Origin of the sequence: Allobosea sp. LjRoot237 (assembly GCF_964253285.1) — a bacterium.
Lineage (GTDB): Bacteria > Pseudomonadota > Alphaproteobacteria > Rhizobiales > Beijerinckiaceae > Allobosea.
In genome coordinates, this window is sequence record NZ_CAXUQP020000001.1 from 5,489,063 (window position 1) to 5,506,316 (window position 17,254).

The 17,254-nt window shown below is 67.7% G+C and carries 15 protein-coding genes; 11 read left to right on the forward strand and 4 right to left on the reverse strand.

The features are described from left to right. The first annotated feature begins 286 nt into the window (after positions 1-286). From ACSQ24_RS26620 to ACSQ24_RS26650, 7 genes are all read left to right on the forward strand, one after another. Entirely contained in the window at positions 287-445 is a 159-nt protein-coding gene (locus ACSQ24_RS26620; RefSeq protein WP_436097603.1) for a hypothetical protein, read from the forward strand. Then, the gene (gene dnaA / locus ACSQ24_RS26625) at positions 411-1,925 is read left to right on the forward strand and encodes a chromosomal replication initiator protein DnaA (protein WP_436097604.1); all 1,515 of its coding nucleotides are present in this window, start codon (positions 411-413) and stop codon (positions 1,923-1,925) included. The genes ACSQ24_RS26620 and dnaA overlap by 35 nt, the downstream gene beginning before the upstream one ends. 132 nt (positions 1,926-2,057) lie before the next feature. Beyond that, the gene (gene dnaN, locus ACSQ24_RS26630; RefSeq protein ID WP_436097605.1) at positions 2,058-3,176 is read left to right on the forward strand and encodes a DNA polymerase III subunit beta; all 1,119 of its coding nucleotides are present in this window, start codon (positions 2,058-2,060) and stop codon (positions 3,174-3,176) included. 13 nt (positions 3,177-3,189) lie between these two features. Then, on the forward strand, positions 3,190-4,317 hold the full coding sequence (gene recF, locus ACSQ24_RS26635; protein ID WP_436097606.1) for a DNA replication/repair protein RecF: 1,128 nt from the start codon (positions 3,190-3,192) through the stop codon (positions 4,315-4,317). A 71-nt stretch (positions 4,318-4,388) separates the two neighbouring features. After that, a complete protein-coding gene (locus tag ACSQ24_RS26640) occupies positions 4,389-5,708 on the forward strand; it encodes a methyl-accepting chemotaxis protein (RefSeq protein ID WP_436097607.1) in 1,320 nt (439 codons plus the stop codon). Positions 5,709-5,795: 87 nt separating this feature from the next. After that, a complete protein-coding gene (locus tag ACSQ24_RS26645) occupies positions 5,796-6,410 on the forward strand; it encodes a LysE family translocator (protein WP_436097608.1) in 615 nt (204 codons plus the stop codon). Position 6,411: 1 nt separating this feature from the next. Then, on the forward strand, positions 6,412-6,765 hold the full coding sequence (locus tag ACSQ24_RS26650; RefSeq protein WP_436097609.1) for a cupin domain-containing protein: 354 nt from the start codon (positions 6,412-6,414) through the stop codon (positions 6,763-6,765). Positions 6,766-6,776: 11 nt separating this feature from the next. On the opposite strand, the gene ACSQ24_RS26655 is transcribed toward ACSQ24_RS26650, so the two are convergent. Further along, positions 6,777-7,433 (reverse strand): ankyrin repeat domain-containing protein, encoded by a 657-nt coding sequence (locus tag ACSQ24_RS26655; RefSeq protein WP_436097610.1) that lies wholly within the window; start codon positions 7,431-7,433, stop codon positions 6,777-6,779. Further along, on the reverse strand, positions 7,430-8,512 hold the full coding sequence (gene hrcA, locus ACSQ24_RS26660) for a heat-inducible transcriptional repressor HrcA (protein WP_436097611.1): 1,083 nt from the start codon (positions 8,510-8,512) through the stop codon (positions 7,430-7,432). Before hrcA ends, ACSQ24_RS26655 begins: the two co-directional genes overlap by 4 nt. A 136-nt stretch (positions 8,513-8,648) precedes the next feature. On the opposite strand from hrcA, the gene rph reads away from it, so the two are divergent. The 4 genes from rph to ACSQ24_RS26680 all read left to right on the forward strand — a co-directional run bounded on the left by rph (position 8,649) and on the right by ACSQ24_RS26680 (position 12,619). Continuing rightward, entirely contained in the window at positions 8,649-9,365 is a 717-nt protein-coding gene (rph, locus tag ACSQ24_RS26665) for a ribonuclease PH (RefSeq protein WP_436097612.1), read from the forward strand. A 4-nt stretch (positions 9,366-9,369) separates the two neighbouring features. Continuing rightward, on the forward strand, positions 9,370-10,017 hold the full coding sequence (gene rdgB, locus ACSQ24_RS26670; protein WP_436097613.1) for an RdgB/HAM1 family non-canonical purine NTP pyrophosphatase: 648 nt from the start codon (positions 9,370-9,372) through the stop codon (positions 10,015-10,017). Then, positions 10,014-11,216 (forward strand): radical SAM family heme chaperone HemW, encoded by a 1,203-nt coding sequence (gene hemW, locus ACSQ24_RS26675; RefSeq protein ID WP_436097614.1) that lies wholly within the window; start codon positions 10,014-10,016, stop codon positions 11,214-11,216. Before rdgB ends, hemW begins: the two co-directional genes overlap by 4 nt. 179 nt (positions 11,217-11,395) lie before the next feature. Continuing rightward, complete coding sequence (locus tag ACSQ24_RS26680) at positions 11,396-12,619, forward strand: SMP-30/gluconolactonase/LRE family protein (RefSeq protein WP_436097615.1); 1,224 nt, start codon at positions 11,396-11,398, stop codon at positions 12,617-12,619. A 272-nt stretch (positions 12,620-12,891) separates the two neighbouring features. On the opposite strand, the gene tsaE is transcribed toward ACSQ24_RS26680, so the two are convergent. Both tsaE and ACSQ24_RS26690 read right to left on the reverse strand, forming a co-directional pair. Continuing rightward, entirely contained in the window at positions 12,892-14,481 is a 1,590-nt protein-coding gene (gene tsaE / locus ACSQ24_RS26685) for a tRNA (adenosine(37)-N6)-threonylcarbamoyltransferase complex ATPase subunit type 1 TsaE (RefSeq protein WP_436097616.1), read from the reverse strand. Further along, positions 14,478-16,922: an ATP-binding protein gene (locus ACSQ24_RS26690; protein ID WP_436097617.1), complete on the reverse strand. Its 2,445-nt coding sequence runs from the start codon at positions 16,920-16,922 to the stop codon at positions 14,478-14,480. Before ACSQ24_RS26690 ends, tsaE begins: the two co-directional genes overlap by 4 nt. Positions 16,923-17,254: the final 332 nt, after the last annotated feature.

Genomic DNA, 17,254 nt, shown 5'->3' on the forward strand with positions numbered 1-17,254 from the left:
AGGCACTTACCGGTAGGTCAGGGAGGGGGTCACCACCCCCTGATCCGTGAAGCCGGCTGAGGGGGATATTGCCCCCGTTCGAGGCGGCCCTGTAAGGTCTTTTTCATCGCCGGGCGGACAGCGATGTTTGACCGGCTCTCCACAGATTTGTTGATGGTTTTGGCTTACAACCAGGCGGGGTTGGAAGAATGAGCTTTTATGTCTCAAAGATTTAAATGCCTTGAAATGAAGCACAGCTGCGACTGATCCTTTCAGAGCGCGCAGCACTACCCGGAAGAGCGTTGGGATGACCTCGCTTCGCGGCGTTTTTGCCGACGAGGAGAGCGACGCTTTTTCTAAAACCGAAAATATTGCACAACCGACCCCAGAACGGGTGGTCAAGTGCGTGGCATTGAAACGGGGCAATTGGAATGTTCGAGCGGATGGAGACTGGCAACTTGACTGAGGCAACCACCACCACGGTGCTGACGGGACTTGTCCTGAGCGAGCCGACGGGTGCTGCCGGGATCAAGGATCGCTGGGACAGGGTCCGCCGGCGTCTGCGCGCCGAGCTCGGCGAAGACGTGTTCTCCAGCTGGTTCGCCCGCGTCGAGATCGGTGCCATCGTCGATGGCGTCGTCCATCTCACCGTTCCGACCCGCTTCCTGAAGAGCTGGCTCGAAGCGCACTATGCCGAGCGCCTGCGGGCGCATTGCATGGCAGAGCTCGATGCCCTCAATGGGATCGCCCTCTCGGTGCGCCAGGTGGCGCGGGATAGCTCCGAGCCCTGCCGGGACACCCCGGCACAGCGGGCACGCATGACTCAGCCCCGTGCCACAGCTGCCGTCGCAGAGATCGCTCCCACCTCGGCGACCCATCAGTCCGGCGAACGCGATGCCATGGACGCCAATGGCACGCTGCTCGACCGACGCATGACCTTCCAGAGCTTCGTCGTCGGCAAGTCGAACGCGCTCGCCTTCGCCGCGGCCGAGCGGATCTCGGCAGCACCGGCCGGCTCGACGCCCTATAACCCGCTCTACCTCCATGCCGGTGTCGGCCTCGGCAAGACGCATCTGATCCAGGCGATCGCCCAGGATGCGCGTCAGCACGGCAAGCGCGTCGCCTATTTCACCGCCGACCGCTTCATGTACGGCTTCGTCGCGGCGCTGAAGTCGCAGACGGCGCTCGCTTTCAAGGAGAAGCTGCGCGGCATCGACCTCTTGATCGTCGATGACGTCCAGTTCATCCAGGGCCGCTCGATCCAGCAGGAGTTCGGCCACACGATCAATGCGCTGATCGACGCCGGCAAGCAGATCGTCGTCGCGGCCGACCGGCTGCCCACCGATCTGGAGGCGCTCGACGAGCGCATCCGCTCGCGGCTTGCCGGCGGTCTCGTCGTCGAGATCGGCGAGCTCGACGAGGCGCTGCGCGTCAAGATCCTGACGATCCGTCTCGACGGGCTGAAGGCCGCCCATCCGAGCTTCCACGTCAACCCGGACGTGATCGCCTATGTCGCCCGGGCGGTCGCCACCAATGGCCGCGATCTCGACGGCGCCGCCAACCGCATCCTGGCGCATGCGACGCTCACTGGCGCGACGGTGACGATGGAGACCGCCGAGGCGGCGATCCGCGATCTGGTGCGGACGCGCGAGCCGCGCCGGGTCAAGATCGAGGACATCCAGAAGCTGGTCGCGACCCGCTACAATGTCAGCCGCGCCGACATCCTGTCGGAGCGCCGGACCGCGGCGGTGGTCAAGCCGCGCCAGATCGCGATGTACCTCGCCAAGGCGCTCACCCCGCGCTCGCTGCCCGAGATCGGCCGGCGCTTCGGCGGGCGCGATCACACCACCGTGCTGCACGCCGTGCGCAAGATCGAGAAGGCGATCGTCGAGGACCGGCTGCTGCATGACGAGGTCGACCTGCTGAAGCGCATGCTGCAGGAGTGAGCCTGCCCTCGTGTTAGCTGTGATTGTGGGCATTCCCACCCTTGCGCGGGAACCGGCCCTCCGGCAATGTCGCGGGCCATTCTCTCGCCCGCGCACCTTGCTGCGCGGGCGCCAGCACGCCAGAAGACGCCCATGAAGGTTACGGTCGAACGCTCCACGCTCCTGAAGTCGCTCGGGCATGTCCATCGTGTGGTCGAGCGGCGCAACACGATCCCGATCCTGTCCAACCTCTTGCTGCGCGGCAGCGAGGATGGGCTGAAGCTCAAGGCGACCGACCTCGACATCGAGGTGGTCGAGACCGTGCCGGCCGACGTGGTCGAGCCCGGCGCGACGACGGTTCCCGCCCATACCCTCTACGACATCGTCCGCAAGCTGCCGGACGGCTCCCAGGTCTCGCTGGAGACCACCGGCGAGACCGGCCAGATGCTGCTGCGCTCGGGCCGTTCGCGCTTCACTCTGCAGACCCTGCCGGAGAGCGACTTCCCCGACATCACCGCCGGCGAGATGGCGCATCGTTTCGTGCTGCCGGCCGGCGAGCTCAAGCGCCTGATCGACAAGACCCAGTTCGCGATCTCGACCGAGGAGACGCGCTACTATCTCAACGGTATCTATCTGCACGCGATCGACGTCGACGGGCGCCCCGTCCTGCGCGCGGTCGCGACCGACGGCCATCGCCTTGCCCGCGTCGACACCGCCGCCCCGCAGGGCTCGCTCGGCATGCCGGGGGTGATCGTGCCGCGCAAGGCCGTGGCCGAGATCCAGAAGTTGCTGGAGGACGGCGAGAGCGAGGTTCAGGTCGAGCTCTCGGCCACCAAGATCCGTGTCGCCACGGCCGAGGTCGTGCTGACCTCGAAGCTGATCGACGGCACCTTCCCCGACTACCAGCGCGTCATCCCATCCGGCAACGACAAGCTGCTCACCGTCGACAGGGGCGATTTCGCGGCCTCCGTCGATCGCGTCTCGACGATCTCGTCCGAGCGCGGCCGTGCCGTGAAGCTCTCCATGGCCGATGGCCGCATGACGCTTTCGGTGACCAACCCCGATTCCGGCTCGGCGACCGAGGAGATCGAGGTCGATTACGATGCCGGCCCGCTCGATATCGGCTTCAACGCGCGCTACCTGATGGACATCGCCGCCCAGCTCGACGGCGACACCGCCCTGCTCAAGCTTGCCGATCCGGGTTCGCCGACGGTGATCCAGGACCGCGAAGGCGCTTCGGCCCTCTATGTGCTGATGCCGATGCGGGTCTGATCCGTTTGCCGTCTTGACCGCGGTCGCCCACCTCACGCTGCAGAATTTCCGCTCCTATCCGGCCCTCGATCTGGCGATCGAGGGCCGGCTCGTTGCGCTGTGCGGCGAGAACGGCGCCGGCAAGACCAATCTCCTCGAAGCGCTGTCGCTGTTCGCTCCCGGCCGCGGCCTCCGACGCTCCGATCTTTTGGAGATGGCGCGCCAGCCCGGCGATGGCGGCTTTGCCGTCTCGATCGCGCTGGCCGATGACGGAGCAAGGCTCGGGATCGGGCTGGAGCCGCCGGATGCCGAGGGGCGGCGGGCACGGATCGCCCGCATCGACGGTGTCTCGGCCGGCTCGGCACTCGCCTTCAGCGATTATTTGCGCCTGGTCTGGCTGACGCCCGATCTCGACGGGCTCTTCCGCGGCTCCGCCGGCGAGCGCCGCCGTTTCCTCGACCGGCTGGTGCTCGCGGTCGATCCCGGCCATGGCACGCGCTCGAACGCGCTCGAAAAGGCGCTGCGTTCGCGCAATCGCATCCTCGAGGAGAGCCCGCACCAGCAGCGCTGGCTCGACGCGGTCGAGCGCGAGATCGCCGAGCTTGGCGTCGCCGTCGCCGCCGCGAGGGCGGAGACGGTGGCGCGGCTCTCCGCCATCATCGCCCAGACCGGGGACGACGCCTCGCCCTTCCCGCAGGCCGATATCGCGCTGGAGGGCGAGATCGACGCCCTGGTCGCGAGCCTGCCGGCGCTCGATGCCGAGGATCGTTATCGCGAATTGCTGGCTGGGATGCGCCCGCGCGACAAGGCGGCCGGACGTACGCTCACCGGGCCGCAGGCTTCCGACCTCGCCGTACGCCATGCGGCCAAGGACATCCCGGCCGGACAGGGCTCGACCGGCGAGCAGAAGGCGCTGCTGATCGGGCTCGTGCTCGCCCATGCGCGTCTCGTCGCGACGATGAGCGACCTGCCGCCGCTCGTCCTGCTCGACGAGGTCGCAGCGCATCTCGACCCGCGTCGGCGCGCGGCGCTCTATGGAACGCTGTCCGAGCTCGGCTGCCAGGTCTGGATGACCGGCGCCGATCCGGCCCTGTTCGGCGATCTTCCTGATGGGGCGCAGCGCTTCCTGGTCACGCCGGGCGAGGTCCGGCAAGCGTCCTAGCGAAAGCGGCTCGCAGCGGCGGAGCCTTCAGGTTTGAAGGCGGTTAACCATTTTGAGCGACGCTCCCGGTGATGCATCCCTCGCAACCGTCCTTCACGGAGGCTGAAGCTGCGATCGCCAGCCGCCTGCTGACGATCCTGGAGCCGCATTTCGACGCCTCGGTGCGCAAGCTCTATGTGAAGACCTTCGGCCGCGACCTCGACCAGCTCGACATCTTCGCCGACGAGCAGCTGAAATATCGCAAACTGTTCAAGCTCGAATTCGATGAGCGCTACCGGCTGGCGAAGCTGCGCATCGTCGCTCGTGCGAATGATCGCGACATCCTGCTCGCCGACTATCCGCAGTTCTTCATCGAGGACTTCTCGAATTTCCTCGCTGTCCTGGTCGCATGCTGGAAGCGGCGCTGGGGACCGGTCGACGTGGCGCTGCGCGTGTTCACCAAGATCATGCTGACCGACATCTCCTACTCGCTCGCCTGTTTCGACGAGGCGCTCGAAAGTGACGTCAACGACCGCCTCGGCGCGCTCGAAAACGCCTTTCGCGACGGCATCGCCGAACGCATCTCGACGATCGAGGCCAGCATGGGAGACGTCGCCGGGTTTTCCGGCCAGCTCTCGACCAAAGCCGGCGCGACGCTGTCGGCTCTCGCGGGTACGCAGGAGCGGCCGGAACAGGTCGCCGCCTCTGTCGCCGAGATCGTTGCGGCGACGCGGCAATTCGAGCTCGCCAGCGCACGTATCTCGCAGGAAACGGCCGGCTCGAGCCGCGCCACGCAAGCGGCAAACGCCGAATGCCACGCGATCACCGACAGCGTCGCCCTGCTGCAACAGGCGAGCGACCGCATCGGCAACCTGGTCGAACTGATCCGCAGCCTAGCCGCGCAGACCAACCTGCTGGCGCTGAACGCAACCATCGAGGCGGCTCGCGCCGGCGAGGCGGGCAAGGGCTTCGCCGTTGTCGCAGCCGAGGTCAAGTCGCTTGCCACTGCGACCAACAACGCGACCGAGACCATCCGTCAAGGCGTCGGCGAGGTCGTCGATGCCGGACACGCCATCGGAGAAGCGGTGCGCGGGCTCGGAGAGACCATGCAGACACTGCAGGACAGTGCCGGCGTCGTTGCCGAGTCCGTTGCGGGACAAGCCAGCCATATCCGCTCGATCGCCCAGCGGGCGGAAAGCTCGTCTTCGGGCGTCGACGCCATCGCGCGCCATGCCGCGCTCGTCGAGGGACTTGCCAGCGAAGCTGCTGCACTCGCCCGGCAGGTTGACGACCGGGTCCGAGCGACCTCGTCGCAATCGAAGGCGCTGGAACAGTCGATCGGCGACTTCGTCGGCTCCGTCGCGAAGGCACGCGCCGAGAGGCGCCGCGGTCGCATCCGCCAGACAGGTTGATCCCTCCCATCACGCATGGCGATGGGACACGTCCGCCGCAGGCTGCTAGTCTGAGCCCAACAAGCCGACATGAGGGAGCAGCGCCCGATGGATCTCGCCGGACTTCTGGTTTTCGCCGGTGTCTATTTTCTCGCCGTCGCCTCGCCCGGCCCCGGCATCGCCGCGATCGTGGCGCGCTCACTCTCGACCGGATTCCGGCGGGCCGTGCCTTTCGTGCTCGGCATCGCAGCCGGCGATCTGGTCTGGCTGAGCTTCTCGGCACTCGGCCTGTCCGTGCTGATGCAGAACTTCCATGGCCTGTTCCTGGTCATCAAGTACGCGGGCTGCGCCTATCTGGTCTATCTCGCCTGGAAGCTCTGGACCGCGCCAGTGGAGAGCCTGGAGCACCAGCCGGCGATGCGTGGCGAGGGCGTCCGCCTCTTCCTCGGCGGCGTCGCGCTGACGCTCGGCAACCCCAAGGTGATGGTGTTCTTCGTCTCGATCCTGCCGCTGATCGTCGACCTGCAGGCGATCACGCCGCTCGCCTTCGTCGAGGTCGCCGTGCTGACCATGCTGATCATCAACACCACCCTGCTCGGCTATGCCTTCGCCGCCGACCGGGCGCGGCGGCTGGTGGCGAGCCCACGCACCATGCGCCGGATCAACCGCGTCACCGGCGGCGTGATGGCCGGCGCGGCGGCAGCAATCGCGGCGCGTGGCTGAGATGGCTGACAAGAGCGCAGAGCCCCGCGCCATTCGCCGCGAGGACTGGTCCGAGACACCCGGCGAATGGCATGGCGAGGTGCAGGGCTTCGGCGGCGAGGTCTCGCTGATCTTCGTTAGGGCCGAGCCGGGCAAGGGACCGCGGCTGCACAGCCATCCCTATCCCGAGACCTTCATCGTGCGCGCCGGACGAGCGCTCTACACGATCGGCGAGGAGGAGATAGAAGCTGGCCCCGGACAGATCCTGGTCGTGCCGGCCGGCGTGCCGCACAAATTCCGCAGCCTCGGGCCGGAGACGCTCGAATCCGTCGACATCCACCCCCGCGAGCGCTTCGCCACCGACTGGCTGGAGTAGGCCGGCCGGCCTCAGCGCCCGCCGGCGGCTGCGATCAGCTTCGCGACTTCGTTCTGACCGCGCTTGCGGGCGTGCTGGAGCGGGCTGACGCCGTCGCGGTCGGCGAGATTGGGGTTGGCGCCGGCATCGAGCACGAGCCTGGCCACCTCTCGATGGCGCGGGCCGCCATCGCCGAGAATCACGATCTCCAATAGGCAGGTCCAGCCGAGATTGTTGACGTGGTTCACGTCGATGCCGCTGGTCAGCAGCAGCTTCACCGTCTCGACATGGGCGCGCTCGCAGGCGGGGATCAGCGCATTGCCGCCATAGCGGTTGCGCAGCGACAGATCGGGCTTGAGCGGCAGCATCGCCGCGATGATCTCGGTGCGGCCGCTGGCGCCGGCGAGCAGCCAGGGCGTGTCCTGGTTCGCCGACTGGGCGTTCGGGCTGGCGCCTGCGGCGAGCAGTGCCTTGGCAGCGGCGACGTGGTTACCGGCGACGGCGAGCAGGAGCGGCGTCTGCCTCTGGCCGTCGCGCGCTTCGAGATCGGCGCCGGTCGCGATCAGGCGGTTCACAGCAGGAAGATCGCCACGACCGGCCGCTCCGAGCAGCCCGGTCTGTGCCTCACCCACCCCCGTCATCAGCAACACCCCCGCCAGGATCGCGGCGGTGCGCAGCAACCGCCTCATCGCCCGCCATCGAGCAGGCGCCCGACCACCTTGGCGGTATAGTCGACCATCGGCACGATCCGGGCGTAGTTCAATCGCGTCGGGCCGATGATGCCGACGACGCCGACGATGCGCTGGCCGCCGTCGCGGAAGGGCGCCGCGATGATCGACGAGCCCGACATCGAGAACAGATTGTTCTCCGAGCCGATGAAAATGCGTACCCCGTCGCCGGCCTCGGCGCGCGAAAGCAGGTCGATCAATTCGGTCTGGGTCTCCAGATCGGCGAAGAGCAGGCGGATGCGCTCAAGGTCCTCCTGCGCCTTCAGGTCCTCGAGCAGATTGGCCTGGCCGCGCACGATCAGATGCCGGTCGCCCGAGGGGCCGGAGGTGGTCGCGATCCCCGTCTCGACCAGCCGCGCGGTCAATTCGTCGAGTTCGCGCTCCATCTGCACGCGGCTGTCGGCGATCTCGCGCCGGAGCTCATCCAGCGTCTTGCCGACGATGCGGGCATTGAGGAAATTGCCGGCCTCGACCAGCGCCGAAGCCGGCAGGCCCGGCGGCAGCGCCAGGATGCGGTTCTCGACCGTACCGTCATCGGCGACGAGCACGGCGAGCGCCCGGGCGGCATCGAGCCGGACGAACTCGATATGGCGCAGGCGGGCATTGGCCTTGGTGGTGACGACGACGCCGGCGCCGCGCGACAGCCCCGAAAGCAGCGCCGAAGCCTCAGTCAGCGTCTGGTCGAGCGAGCGGTTGCTGGCGGCGGCCCTGATCTGCGCCTCGATGCGGGAGCGCTCGTCCGAGGTCAGATTGCCGACCTCCATCATGCCGTCGACGAAGAAGCGCAGGCCGCGTTCGGTCGGCAGGCGCCCGGCGGAGGTGTGCGGCGCATAGATCAGCCCGGCCATCTCCAGATCGGTCATGACATTGCGCACCGTCGCCGGCGAGAGCGCGATCGGCAGCAGTCGGGCGATGTTGCGCGAGCCGACCGGCTCGCCGGTGTTCAGATAGCCATCGACGATCTGGCGAAAGATCTCGCGCGAGCGCTGGTCGATCTCGACCAGACCGCCGGGCGAATCCGGGCGGGTATGGGCGCTCATCGCCTCGTGAACAGCCTGGTGACCATGCCCTATTGTCCCCGGCGCAGGCGGCCGGATCAAGTCCCATGGCCGGCTCGCCTTGCCGCTCTCCGGTTAAACGCCTACAAGCCGCGAATTCAGAAGACAGGATGGCACGATGAGACCCTCGAAGCGCGCAGCCGACGAGATGCGCAAGGTCACGCTGGAACGTGGCGTGGTCCGCTATGCGGAAGGGTCGTGCATGGTCACCTTCGGCGAGACCAAAGTGCTCTGCGCCGCGACTGTCGAGGAAAAGGGGCCGCCCTGGCTGCGCGGTACCGGCAAGGGCTGGGTCACCGCCGAATACTCGATGCTGCCGCGCGCCACCCATGAGCGCACCCGCCGCGAGGTCACCTCCGGCAAGCCGTCGGGCCGGACGCAGGAGATCCAGCGCCTGGTCGGGCGTTCGCTTCGCGCCGTGGTCGACCTGACCGCGATCGGCGAGCGCCAGATCGTCGTCGATTGCGACGTGCTCCAGGCCGATGGCGGCACCCGCACCGCCTCGATCACCGGCGCCTGGGTCGCATTGCACGATGCGCTGAAATGGATGGAAGGCCGCGGCATGCTCAAGGGCGCCAATCCGCTGAAGGACCATGTCGCGGCGATCTCCTGCGGCATCGTCGCCGGCAACCCGGTGATCGATCTCGACTATGTCGAGGATTCCGGCGCGCAGACCGACGCGAACTTCGTCATCACCGGCTCTGGCGGCCTCGTCGAGGTGCAGGGCACCGCCGAGGGCGCGCCCTTCAGCGAGGATGAGCTGATGGCGCTACTCAAACTCGCCAAGGGCGGCGTCACCAAGCTGGTCGCGCTGCAGAAGGCGACGGTAGCCTGACGTCATGAGCGCGAACCGCCTCCTCACCGGCAAGGTCGTGATCGCGACCCATAACCAGGGCAAATTGCGCGAGATGCGCGAGCTTCTGGCGCCCTATGGCGTCGAGCTGGTCTCGGCCGGCGAGCTTGGCTTGCCCGAGCCCGAGGAGAACGGCCACATGTTCGCTGAGAACGCCGCGATCAAGGCGATCGCGGCAGCGGAAGCCTCCGGCCTGCCGGCGCTCGCCGACGATTCCGGTGTCTGCATCGACGCACTCGATGGCGCGCCCGGCCTGTTCTCGGCCAACTGGGCCGGGCCGGGCAAGGATTTCGCCCCGGCGCTGGCCCGCGTCCAGATGGAGCTCGCCAAGCGCGGCGCGACGACGCCGGAGCAGCGCAAGGCGCATTTCGTCTCGGCCCTGGTGATCGCCTGGCCGGACGGGCATCAGGAGCTGTTCGAGGGCCGCGTCTTCGGCACGATCGTCGAGGCTCCGCGCGGGTTGTCCGGCTTCGGCTACGACCCGATCTTCCAGCCGGCCGGCCATGGGAAGACCTTCGGCGAGATGACGGCGGAAGAGAAGCACGGCATTCCGCAGGACGGCTCGCCCGGCCTGTCGCACCGGGCCCGCGCCTTCCACGTGCTGGCCGCCGCCTGCCTGAGGAAGCCCGCTTGACGATCGCAGCCGCCTTGGCGGGGCGGCCTCGCGTGCCGGCGCATCCGACCGCGGCTGCCGGCTTCGCCGTCTATGTGCATTGGCCGTTCTGCCTGGCCAAATGCCCCTATTGCGACTTCAACTCCCATGTCCGGCACCAGCCACCGGACCAGGCGCGCTACATCGCCGCCTTCCGCCGGGAGATCGCCCAGCGTGCCGAGCTGGCACCGGGACGTACGGTGTCCTCGATCTTCTTCGGCGGCGGCACGCCCTCGCTGATGGAGGGCGCCACGGTCGGCGCGATCCTCGATGCGATCGGCGAGCACTGGGCCGTCGCCTCCGATTGCGAGGTATCGCTGGAGGCCAATCCGACCAGCGTCGAGGCCGGCCGCTTCCGCGATTTCCGCGCGGCGGGCGTCAACCGCGTCTCGCTCGGCGTCCAGGCGCTGAACGATACCGACCTGAAAGCGCTCGGCCGGATGCATTCGGCGCAAGAAGCGCTCGATGCAGTCGCGATCGCCCGGCGCTATTTCGAGCGCTACTCCTTCGACCTGATCTATGCCCGCTCGCCGAACCAGACACCGGCGCTGTGGCAGGCCGAGCTCGAACTCGCGATCAGCCACGCCGCCGAGCATCTCTCGCTCTACCAGCTGACCATCGAGCCCGGCACCGCCTTCGACCAGCTCTTCCGCGCCGGCAAGCTCGCCATCCCCGATCCCGATGCGGGCGCGGCGCTCTACGAGCTGACGCAGGAGATCACCGCCAAGCACGGCCTGCCGGTCTACGAGATCTCGAACCATGCGAGGCCGGGCGCGGAATGCCGGCATAATCTGGTCTACTGGCACTATGGCGAATATGCCGGCGTCGGGCCAGGCGCCCATGGCCGGCTGGTGACGGCCGATGGCCGCTATGCGCAATCGACCGAGAAGCGCCCCGAGACCTGGCTGGAGCGGATCGAGGCCGGCAGCGACGCACTGGTCGAGAACGAGCGCCTCTCGGCCGAGGCGCAGGGCGACGAGTACCTGCTGATGGGCCTCCGACTCGTCGAAGGCATCGATCTCGACGTGTTCGAGGGGTTGGCCGGCCGCAAGCTCAACGGCAATCGTATCGGTAGCCTCATCGCCGAGGGCTTCCTCGCCCGCAAGCCGAATGGCCGCCTCGCCGCGACGCCCGAAGGCGCTCTTCTGCTCGACGCGCTCGTCGCGGATCTGGCGGCCTGAGGACGGATCGCGGCGCCGTCGCCGGACTCGATATCATTAAACCGATTTAGGTCGGTGAGAAGCCCTGCTGAAGCCGACCTCGTCATGACGAAACGGCCACCTTCCGCCACGTCACCGCCGCAATCGGCGCCCCCGATGTCGCTCGCATGGACGGGACAGTCCGGCTCAGGGAGGTCAAGATGCAGCAGAGCAAGATCGACGAAATGCGCCCGGCGCTGTCGCGCCGCCGCTTGTTGCAGGTCGCGGGAGCGGGCGCGCTCGTAGCCGCCGCCGACACGGCCCTGGCGCAGGCTCCTGCCGCCCGACCGGGGCCGCCGAGCACGGTGACTACCCCTCCGCGCGATTTCAGTCGCGGCGGTGCGCCGACCACCTATTTCTGGGACCCGGACGTCATCGCCGTCGATCCGGCCTTCGAGGGGCTGGCCCAGCCCAATGCGCCGATCCAGCGACTCTGGACCGGGGCGCTCTGGGCGGAAGGGCCGGCCTGGAATGCGCAGGGGCGCTATCTCGTCTGGAGCGACATCCCGAACAACCGGCAGATGCGCTGGCTCGAGGATGACGGCCGCGTCAGCGTCTTCCGCACGCCCTCCGGCAACAGCAACGGCAACAGCTTCGACTTCCAGGGCCGGCAGCTCTCCTGCGAGCATCTGAACCGGCGCGTCGTGCGCTATGAGCTCGACGGCTCGGTGACGGTCCTCGCCGACAAGTTCGACGGCAAGCGGCTGAATTCGCCCAACGATGTCGTGCAGCACCCCGACGGCAGCTACTGGTTCACCGACCCGCCCTATGGCGGCCAGCTCTACGAGGGCGCGCCCGACGCAGCCGGCGGCCCGAGCAATGCCGGCGGCAAACTCAATCCCCGGCTCGGCCAACCGCCCGAGATCGGCTCCTACAAGCGCGAATTGCCAACGAACTGCTACCGTATCGATCCGAGCGGCCGGGTCGACCTCGTCGTCACCGAGCAGCAGGTGCCCGACCCGAACGGCCTGTGCTTCTCGCCCGACTTCAAGAAGCTCTACATCGCCTCGACCGGCAAGGGCCCGGGCGATACCGGCCCCGGCGGCAAGGGCGACATCCATGTCTTCGACGTCGGCGCCGACAACAAGCTCTCGAACGGCAAGCTGTTCTCGGACTGCATGGTCGATGGGGTGAAATGCGGGCCGGACGGGCTGCGCTGCGACGTGCAGGGCAATCTCTGGGCGTCCAGCAATGCCGGCCGTGCCGTCGGCTACAATGGCGTGCTCTGCTTCAACCCCGAGGGCAAGCTGATCGGCCGCATTCGTCTGCCGGAGGTCTGCGGCAATGTCTGCTTTGGCGGGCCGAAGCGCAACCGGCTGTTCATGGCGGCGAGCCAGTCGATCTACGCGGTCTATCTCGGCACGCAAGGCGCCGGGCCAGGGTGAGAAGCCTGCCTTGCTGATAGACGCAGGGAACCCCTCCCCCTTGTGGGGAGGGGCAGGGGTGGGGTCGCAAAGCCCGGGCGATCGGTAAAAGCTGATAACTCTGCCGCGACTGCCAGACTCCATTCTTGTCGCCGGTCACCAAGTGGAACCACCCCCATCCCCATACCCTTCCCCACAAGGGGGAAGGGAGGAGCTTGGGCGACGTGACTTTCACAGAAAAATCCGGGTGAGAGAGCGGTTCCCGCGCTTATCGCCTTACGGCGAGTCTGCTTTCACGCAGGGTCGATTTCGTCCGGCGCTGGTTCTTCTCGCGCCGGCTCCTGCCCGGCATAGAGCTTGGGCAGGTAGGTTTCGTACCAGGCCTTCAGCTCGGCCAGAGCCGGATGCTCGAGGTTGCGGCGCAAATAGGCTTCGATCCGCGGCAGGTGCTTGAGATAGCCCGGCTTGCCGTCGCGCCGGTCGAGCCTGGCGAAAATGCCGGCGATCTTGGTGTTGCGCTGCGCGCCGAGGATCGCATAGGCGCGGGCAAAGCCCGGTACATCGAAGCTCGGGTCCGTGCCGCGCCGCGCCCCAGCATAGGCGGCGAGCAGGCGCAGTTCCAGCGCCGCCGGCACGTCGACCCGGGCATCCTGACCAAGCGCGACGAGGTCGTAGCCGGGGTGGCCGAGCACCGCGTCCTGGAAGTCGATCAGGCCGAGCCTCGCATGGCCGACGCGATCCGGCAGCCAGAGCAGGTTGGGCGAATGATAGTCACGCAGCGTCCAGGTCGCAGGCGTCGCGAAGAGCTCGTCGAACAGCTTTTCCCAGATGCGGCTGAACTCGGCCCGCGTCACCGCCGGCAGGGTCACGCCAGCGATATGCGGGGCATACCAGTCGAGCACCAGCTCGGTCTCGATGGCGAGCGCCTCGCGATCATAATCCGGCAGGACGTGGTCGCGCCCCTCGGCTACCGGCAGGATCGTCGGCAAAGCGTGCCGGTGGAGTTCGGCGAGCAGACGGGCCGCTGCCTCGTAGCGCTCGGGGATCGGCCCGTCCTCATCGACCACCGGCTCGGAGCCGAGGTCCTCGATGATCAGGAGACCGGTGACGAGGTCCTGCGCCAGGATCTCCGGCGCTGAGAGGCCGAGCGACCGCAAACCCTTGTCCATGGCGACGAAGGCGTCGACGGATTCGGCGAGATGGGCGATGGCGCTATAGGACTTGCCCTGGCGGATCGCCGGCCCGTCCGGACGCGGCGGCGAGATCATCAGGATCGCGGTCTCGCCCGAAGGCCTGCTCAGGCGTTCATAGGCGCGGCTCGAGGCATCGCCGAGCATGAACTCACGCCTTGCCTCGCTCCAGCCGGCCTCGTCGATCAGCTGCCGCGCGCCGATCGCAAGCGCCAGCCGCTGGCGCCAGAGCACGCCGCCGGACAGTGTCGCGATCCGGCTCTGCTCGGGATTCTCGGGATCGACCTCGAGCACGATGTCGAGCCGCCGGCCCGCCGGCAGCCGCGTGCCGGCTCGATCCGGCCATTCGACGATGGTGATCGCAAGATCGAGATCCTCGACCAGGCCAATATCGTCGAGCTCGTCGGGATTGCGAACGCGGTAGAGGTCGGCGTGCAGCAGAAGCCCGCGCGGGCTGTCATAGCTCTGCACCAGAGTGAAGGTCGGGCTCGGCGCTTCCAAAGCGGGATCGCCCACGAGGCGGCGCAGCATGGCGCGGGCCAGCAGCGACTTGCCGGCGCCGAGATGGCCTGAAAGCGCGACGATGTCGCCGGTCTTCAGGATATCGGCGATGTCCTGGGCCAGGCGTACCGTCGCGGCTTCGCTCGACAGAACGACGGTGTGGCTGCCCGCTCGCGCGGCCTCGTCACTCATTCGGCGGCATCCGAGATGCGCATGCCCTCAGGCGGAAAGACGGCGGTGACGCGCGTGCCCTGGCCGAGAGCGGAATCGAGCTCGACACGGCCGCCATGCAGTTCGACGATCGAACGCACCATCGACAGGCCGAGCCCGACACCGCGATGGCGCGAGCCGAGCGAATGGCTCTCGAACCGGTCGAACACCTTCTCCTTGACCTCGTCCGGGATGCCGCGGCCTTCGTCGGCGACGGTGATGCGGATTTCGCCGCCGATCCGCCCAGCGCTGACGCGGATGGTCTGGCCGGGCTGGGAGAAGCCGATCGCGTTCGAGAGCAGGTTGAACAGGATCTGGCGCAGGCGCTTGGGATCGGCGCGCAGGGGCCCGGTCTGAGGCGCGATGTCGACCTGCAGCTTGAGCTTGCTGTCGGCGAGGCGGTCCTGCAGGCCGGTCGCGGCCTGGGCGATGGTCTGGGCCACGTCGACCTCCGCGAGATCGAGCGCGAGCGCGCCATTGTCGATCGAGGCGAGGTCGAGAATGTCATTGATGATGGCGAGCAGCGCGCCGGAGGAGCGAACAATGTGGCCGGAATAGTCGCGTTGCTTGTCGTTCAGTGGCCCGACCGTCTCCTCCCCGAGCAATTGCGCGAAGCCGATGATGTTGGTCAGCGGCGAGCGCAATTCGTAGGAGACATGATGGACGAATTCCTCGCGCAACCGCGAAGCCTTCTCCAACGCCTCGTTGCGCTCGGTCAGCGCCCGCTCGACGTTCACGCCGGCGGTGACGTCGGCGAAGGTGATCAGCGTTGCGCCATCGGGCAGCGGCGCGGCGGTGCAGTCGAGCACCATGCCGTCGCGGCGCTCCATATGGCAGCGATAATCCTCGCGCGCATCGCGCACGCCGGCAACCGCGCTGCGGATCTCGGTCCAGACCGCGTCGTCCGGGAAGAGCGGCCGGCTCAGGGACACGACCTCATCGATGTGGGGGGCAGCGGCGACACGCTCGGACGAAAGCTTCCAGAGCTGGGCGAAGGCGGGATTGGAGAGCTTGAGGCGGCCGTCTGATCCGAACACGGCGACGCCTTCGCGCAATGAATCGAGCGTCTCGCGCTGGGTGCGCGAGAGCGCGTTGAAGCGCGATTCGAGCGTGAAACGCTCGGTCTCGTCGTCGAAGAGATAGGTGACGCCGCCCTGCGGGTTCGGGCTGGCGACGACATGGATGGTGCGCCCGTCGGGCAGGTACCACCAATCCTCGCTGGCGCGGGTCGCGGTGTAGGCAGCGTGCACCGAGGTCTTCCAGGTGCGATAGTCGCCAAGCTCGGGCAGGCGGCGCTCAGTGCGCAGGCGATCGAGGATCTCGCCGTCGCCGGGCGCACTGTCGAGGAAGCCCGGATCGAGCGACCAAAGCGCCTCATAGCCGCTATTGCGATAGATCAGGCGCTGCGAGGCGTCGAAAACGGCGACGCCGGTCTTCAGCCGGTCGAGGGTGCGCACATGTGCGTCCATCTGGCGCTGCAGATCGGCGCGGACCGCCTCCAGTTCGCTCATGTCGGTGGCGATGCCGGCATAGCCCGAGGGCGTCGGCGTTTCCAGGATATCGACGATCCGGCGCTGGCCAGCCATGACGACGGGTGCGCGCAGCTGGAAGACGCGGCCGTCCTTGCGGGCCTTCGTCGCCGCCTCGCGCTCGCTGCGATCGAAGAGTTCAAGCCCAGCCTTGACCGCTTGCTGGCCGTCGGCAGCCTCGACCGCCCGGGCATAGGCCCCGTTGACCCAGGTCAGGCGACCATCGGTGGCGCGCATCCAGACCGGCTGCGGCACGCCGGCGAGCAGCGTCGTCAGCGCGGCATGGTCGCTGGCGAGTTTGCCGAGTTCATCCTCCAGCGCCAGCGCCCGAGCGCGCTCACCGTCGACCTCGCGCAGCCGGATCACGGCGCGGCCGGCCACGGGCCGGCCCTCTGCGTCGACATAGCGTCCGGCTTTGGCCTTGAAGGTGAAGGCGAAGGCTTCGCCATGCTCCTTGAGAGCTTGCATCGCAAGTTCGAGCCGCTTTGCCTCGGCTGGCGGAGCCCAGGTGCCATAGGCCAGAGCCGGTGCGGAACCGCCGATGCCGAGGAAGCCGCTGTCGCCCTCGACCACCGGGCTCGCCTTCGGCCCTTGCCAGCTCAGCACGACCTGCCGATCCGCTGCGAGCAGTGCACCGAGGCGCTCCTGATGGCCGCGCGTCGCCTCCAGGCTGGCGGCGAGCTCGCCTTCCCGCCGGGTCCAGCGCGAGCGCTCGCGGACATAAAGAACCGAGGTGGTCGTGGCGAAGACGACAAGTCCGACGAAGATCAGCGAGAGGCCGCCGGCGTTGAACCACTCGGCGCGCACGGGCAAGATGGCCTCGACCTGAGCGAAGGCGGGGGCCGGTGCCACGCCGGCAAGCCCAGGCAGGAGAAAGCGGACCGCTCCGTTCATCTCCCGTCCGACCTGCCTTGCCCGTCTCATTCCCGCGTCCGTCCTGTCCTAAGGCCAGCCTGTGGCCGCAATTGGCGAGGCGCCATCGGCATGGCAGCCGACCATGGCTCCCCTTGAGGACCCACGCCCGCAACCTGCGCAAAGCCACCGCTGCACGAAACCGGACGCCGCGTGCAAAGCCTGCCGGCAGCCCGAATCAGTGCCACTGTAATCACCGCAGGACTCCGTCAGGAAGTACTTAATCGATAGTAAAGGCCGAATGGCGACGGCTGAGCCAGGTGTGTTCTGGCGACAAACAACAAGTTGATGCCGGAAAAGAGCGAACGTCTATT

Excerpts from the sequence above, each read along its gene's own strand:
- hrcA (WP_436097611.1), bottom strand. The coding sequence starts at position 8,512 with ATGAGCGCCCATACCCGCCCGGATTCGCCCGGCGGTCTGGTCGAGATC.
- ACSQ24_RS26640 (WP_436097607.1), top strand. The coding sequence starts at position 4,389 with ATGCATCCCTCGCAACCGTCCTTCACGGAGGCTGAAGCTGCGATCGCC.
- ACSQ24_RS26650 (WP_436097609.1), top strand. The coding sequence starts at position 6,412 with ATGGCTGACAAGAGCGCAGAGCCCCGCGCCATTCGCCGCGAGGACTGG.
- ACSQ24_RS26680 (WP_436097615.1), top strand. The coding sequence starts at position 11,396 with ATGCAGCAGAGCAAGATCGACGAAATGCGCCCGGCGCTGTCGCGCCGC.
- dnaN (WP_436097605.1), top strand. The coding sequence starts at position 2,058 with ATGAAGGTTACGGTCGAACGCTCCACGCTCCTGAAGTCGCTCGGGCAT.
- tsaE (WP_436097616.1), bottom strand. The coding sequence starts at position 14,481 with ATGAGTGACGAGGCCGCGCGAGCGGGCAGCCACACCGTCGTTCTGTCG.
- ACSQ24_RS26690 (WP_436097617.1), bottom strand. The coding sequence starts at position 16,922 with ATGAACGGAGCGGTCCGCTTTCTCCTGCCTGGGCTTGCCGGCGTGGCA.
- ACSQ24_RS26620 (WP_436097603.1), top strand. The coding sequence starts at position 287 with ATGACCTCGCTTCGCGGCGTTTTTGCCGACGAGGAGAGCGACGCTTTT.
- ACSQ24_RS26655 (WP_436097610.1), bottom strand. The coding sequence starts at position 7,433 with ATGAGGCGGTTGCTGCGCACCGCCGCGATCCTGGCGGGGGTGTTGCTG.
- dnaA (WP_436097604.1), top strand. The coding sequence starts at position 411 with ATGTTCGAGCGGATGGAGACTGGCAACTTGACTGAGGCAACCACCACC.
- ACSQ24_RS26645 (WP_436097608.1), top strand. The coding sequence starts at position 5,796 with ATGGATCTCGCCGGACTTCTGGTTTTCGCCGGTGTCTATTTTCTCGCC.
- rdgB (WP_436097613.1), top strand. The coding sequence starts at position 9,370 with ATGAGCGCGAACCGCCTCCTCACCGGCAAGGTCGTGATCGCGACCCAT.
- rph (WP_436097612.1), top strand. The coding sequence starts at position 8,649 with ATGAGACCCTCGAAGCGCGCAGCCGACGAGATGCGCAAGGTCACGCTG.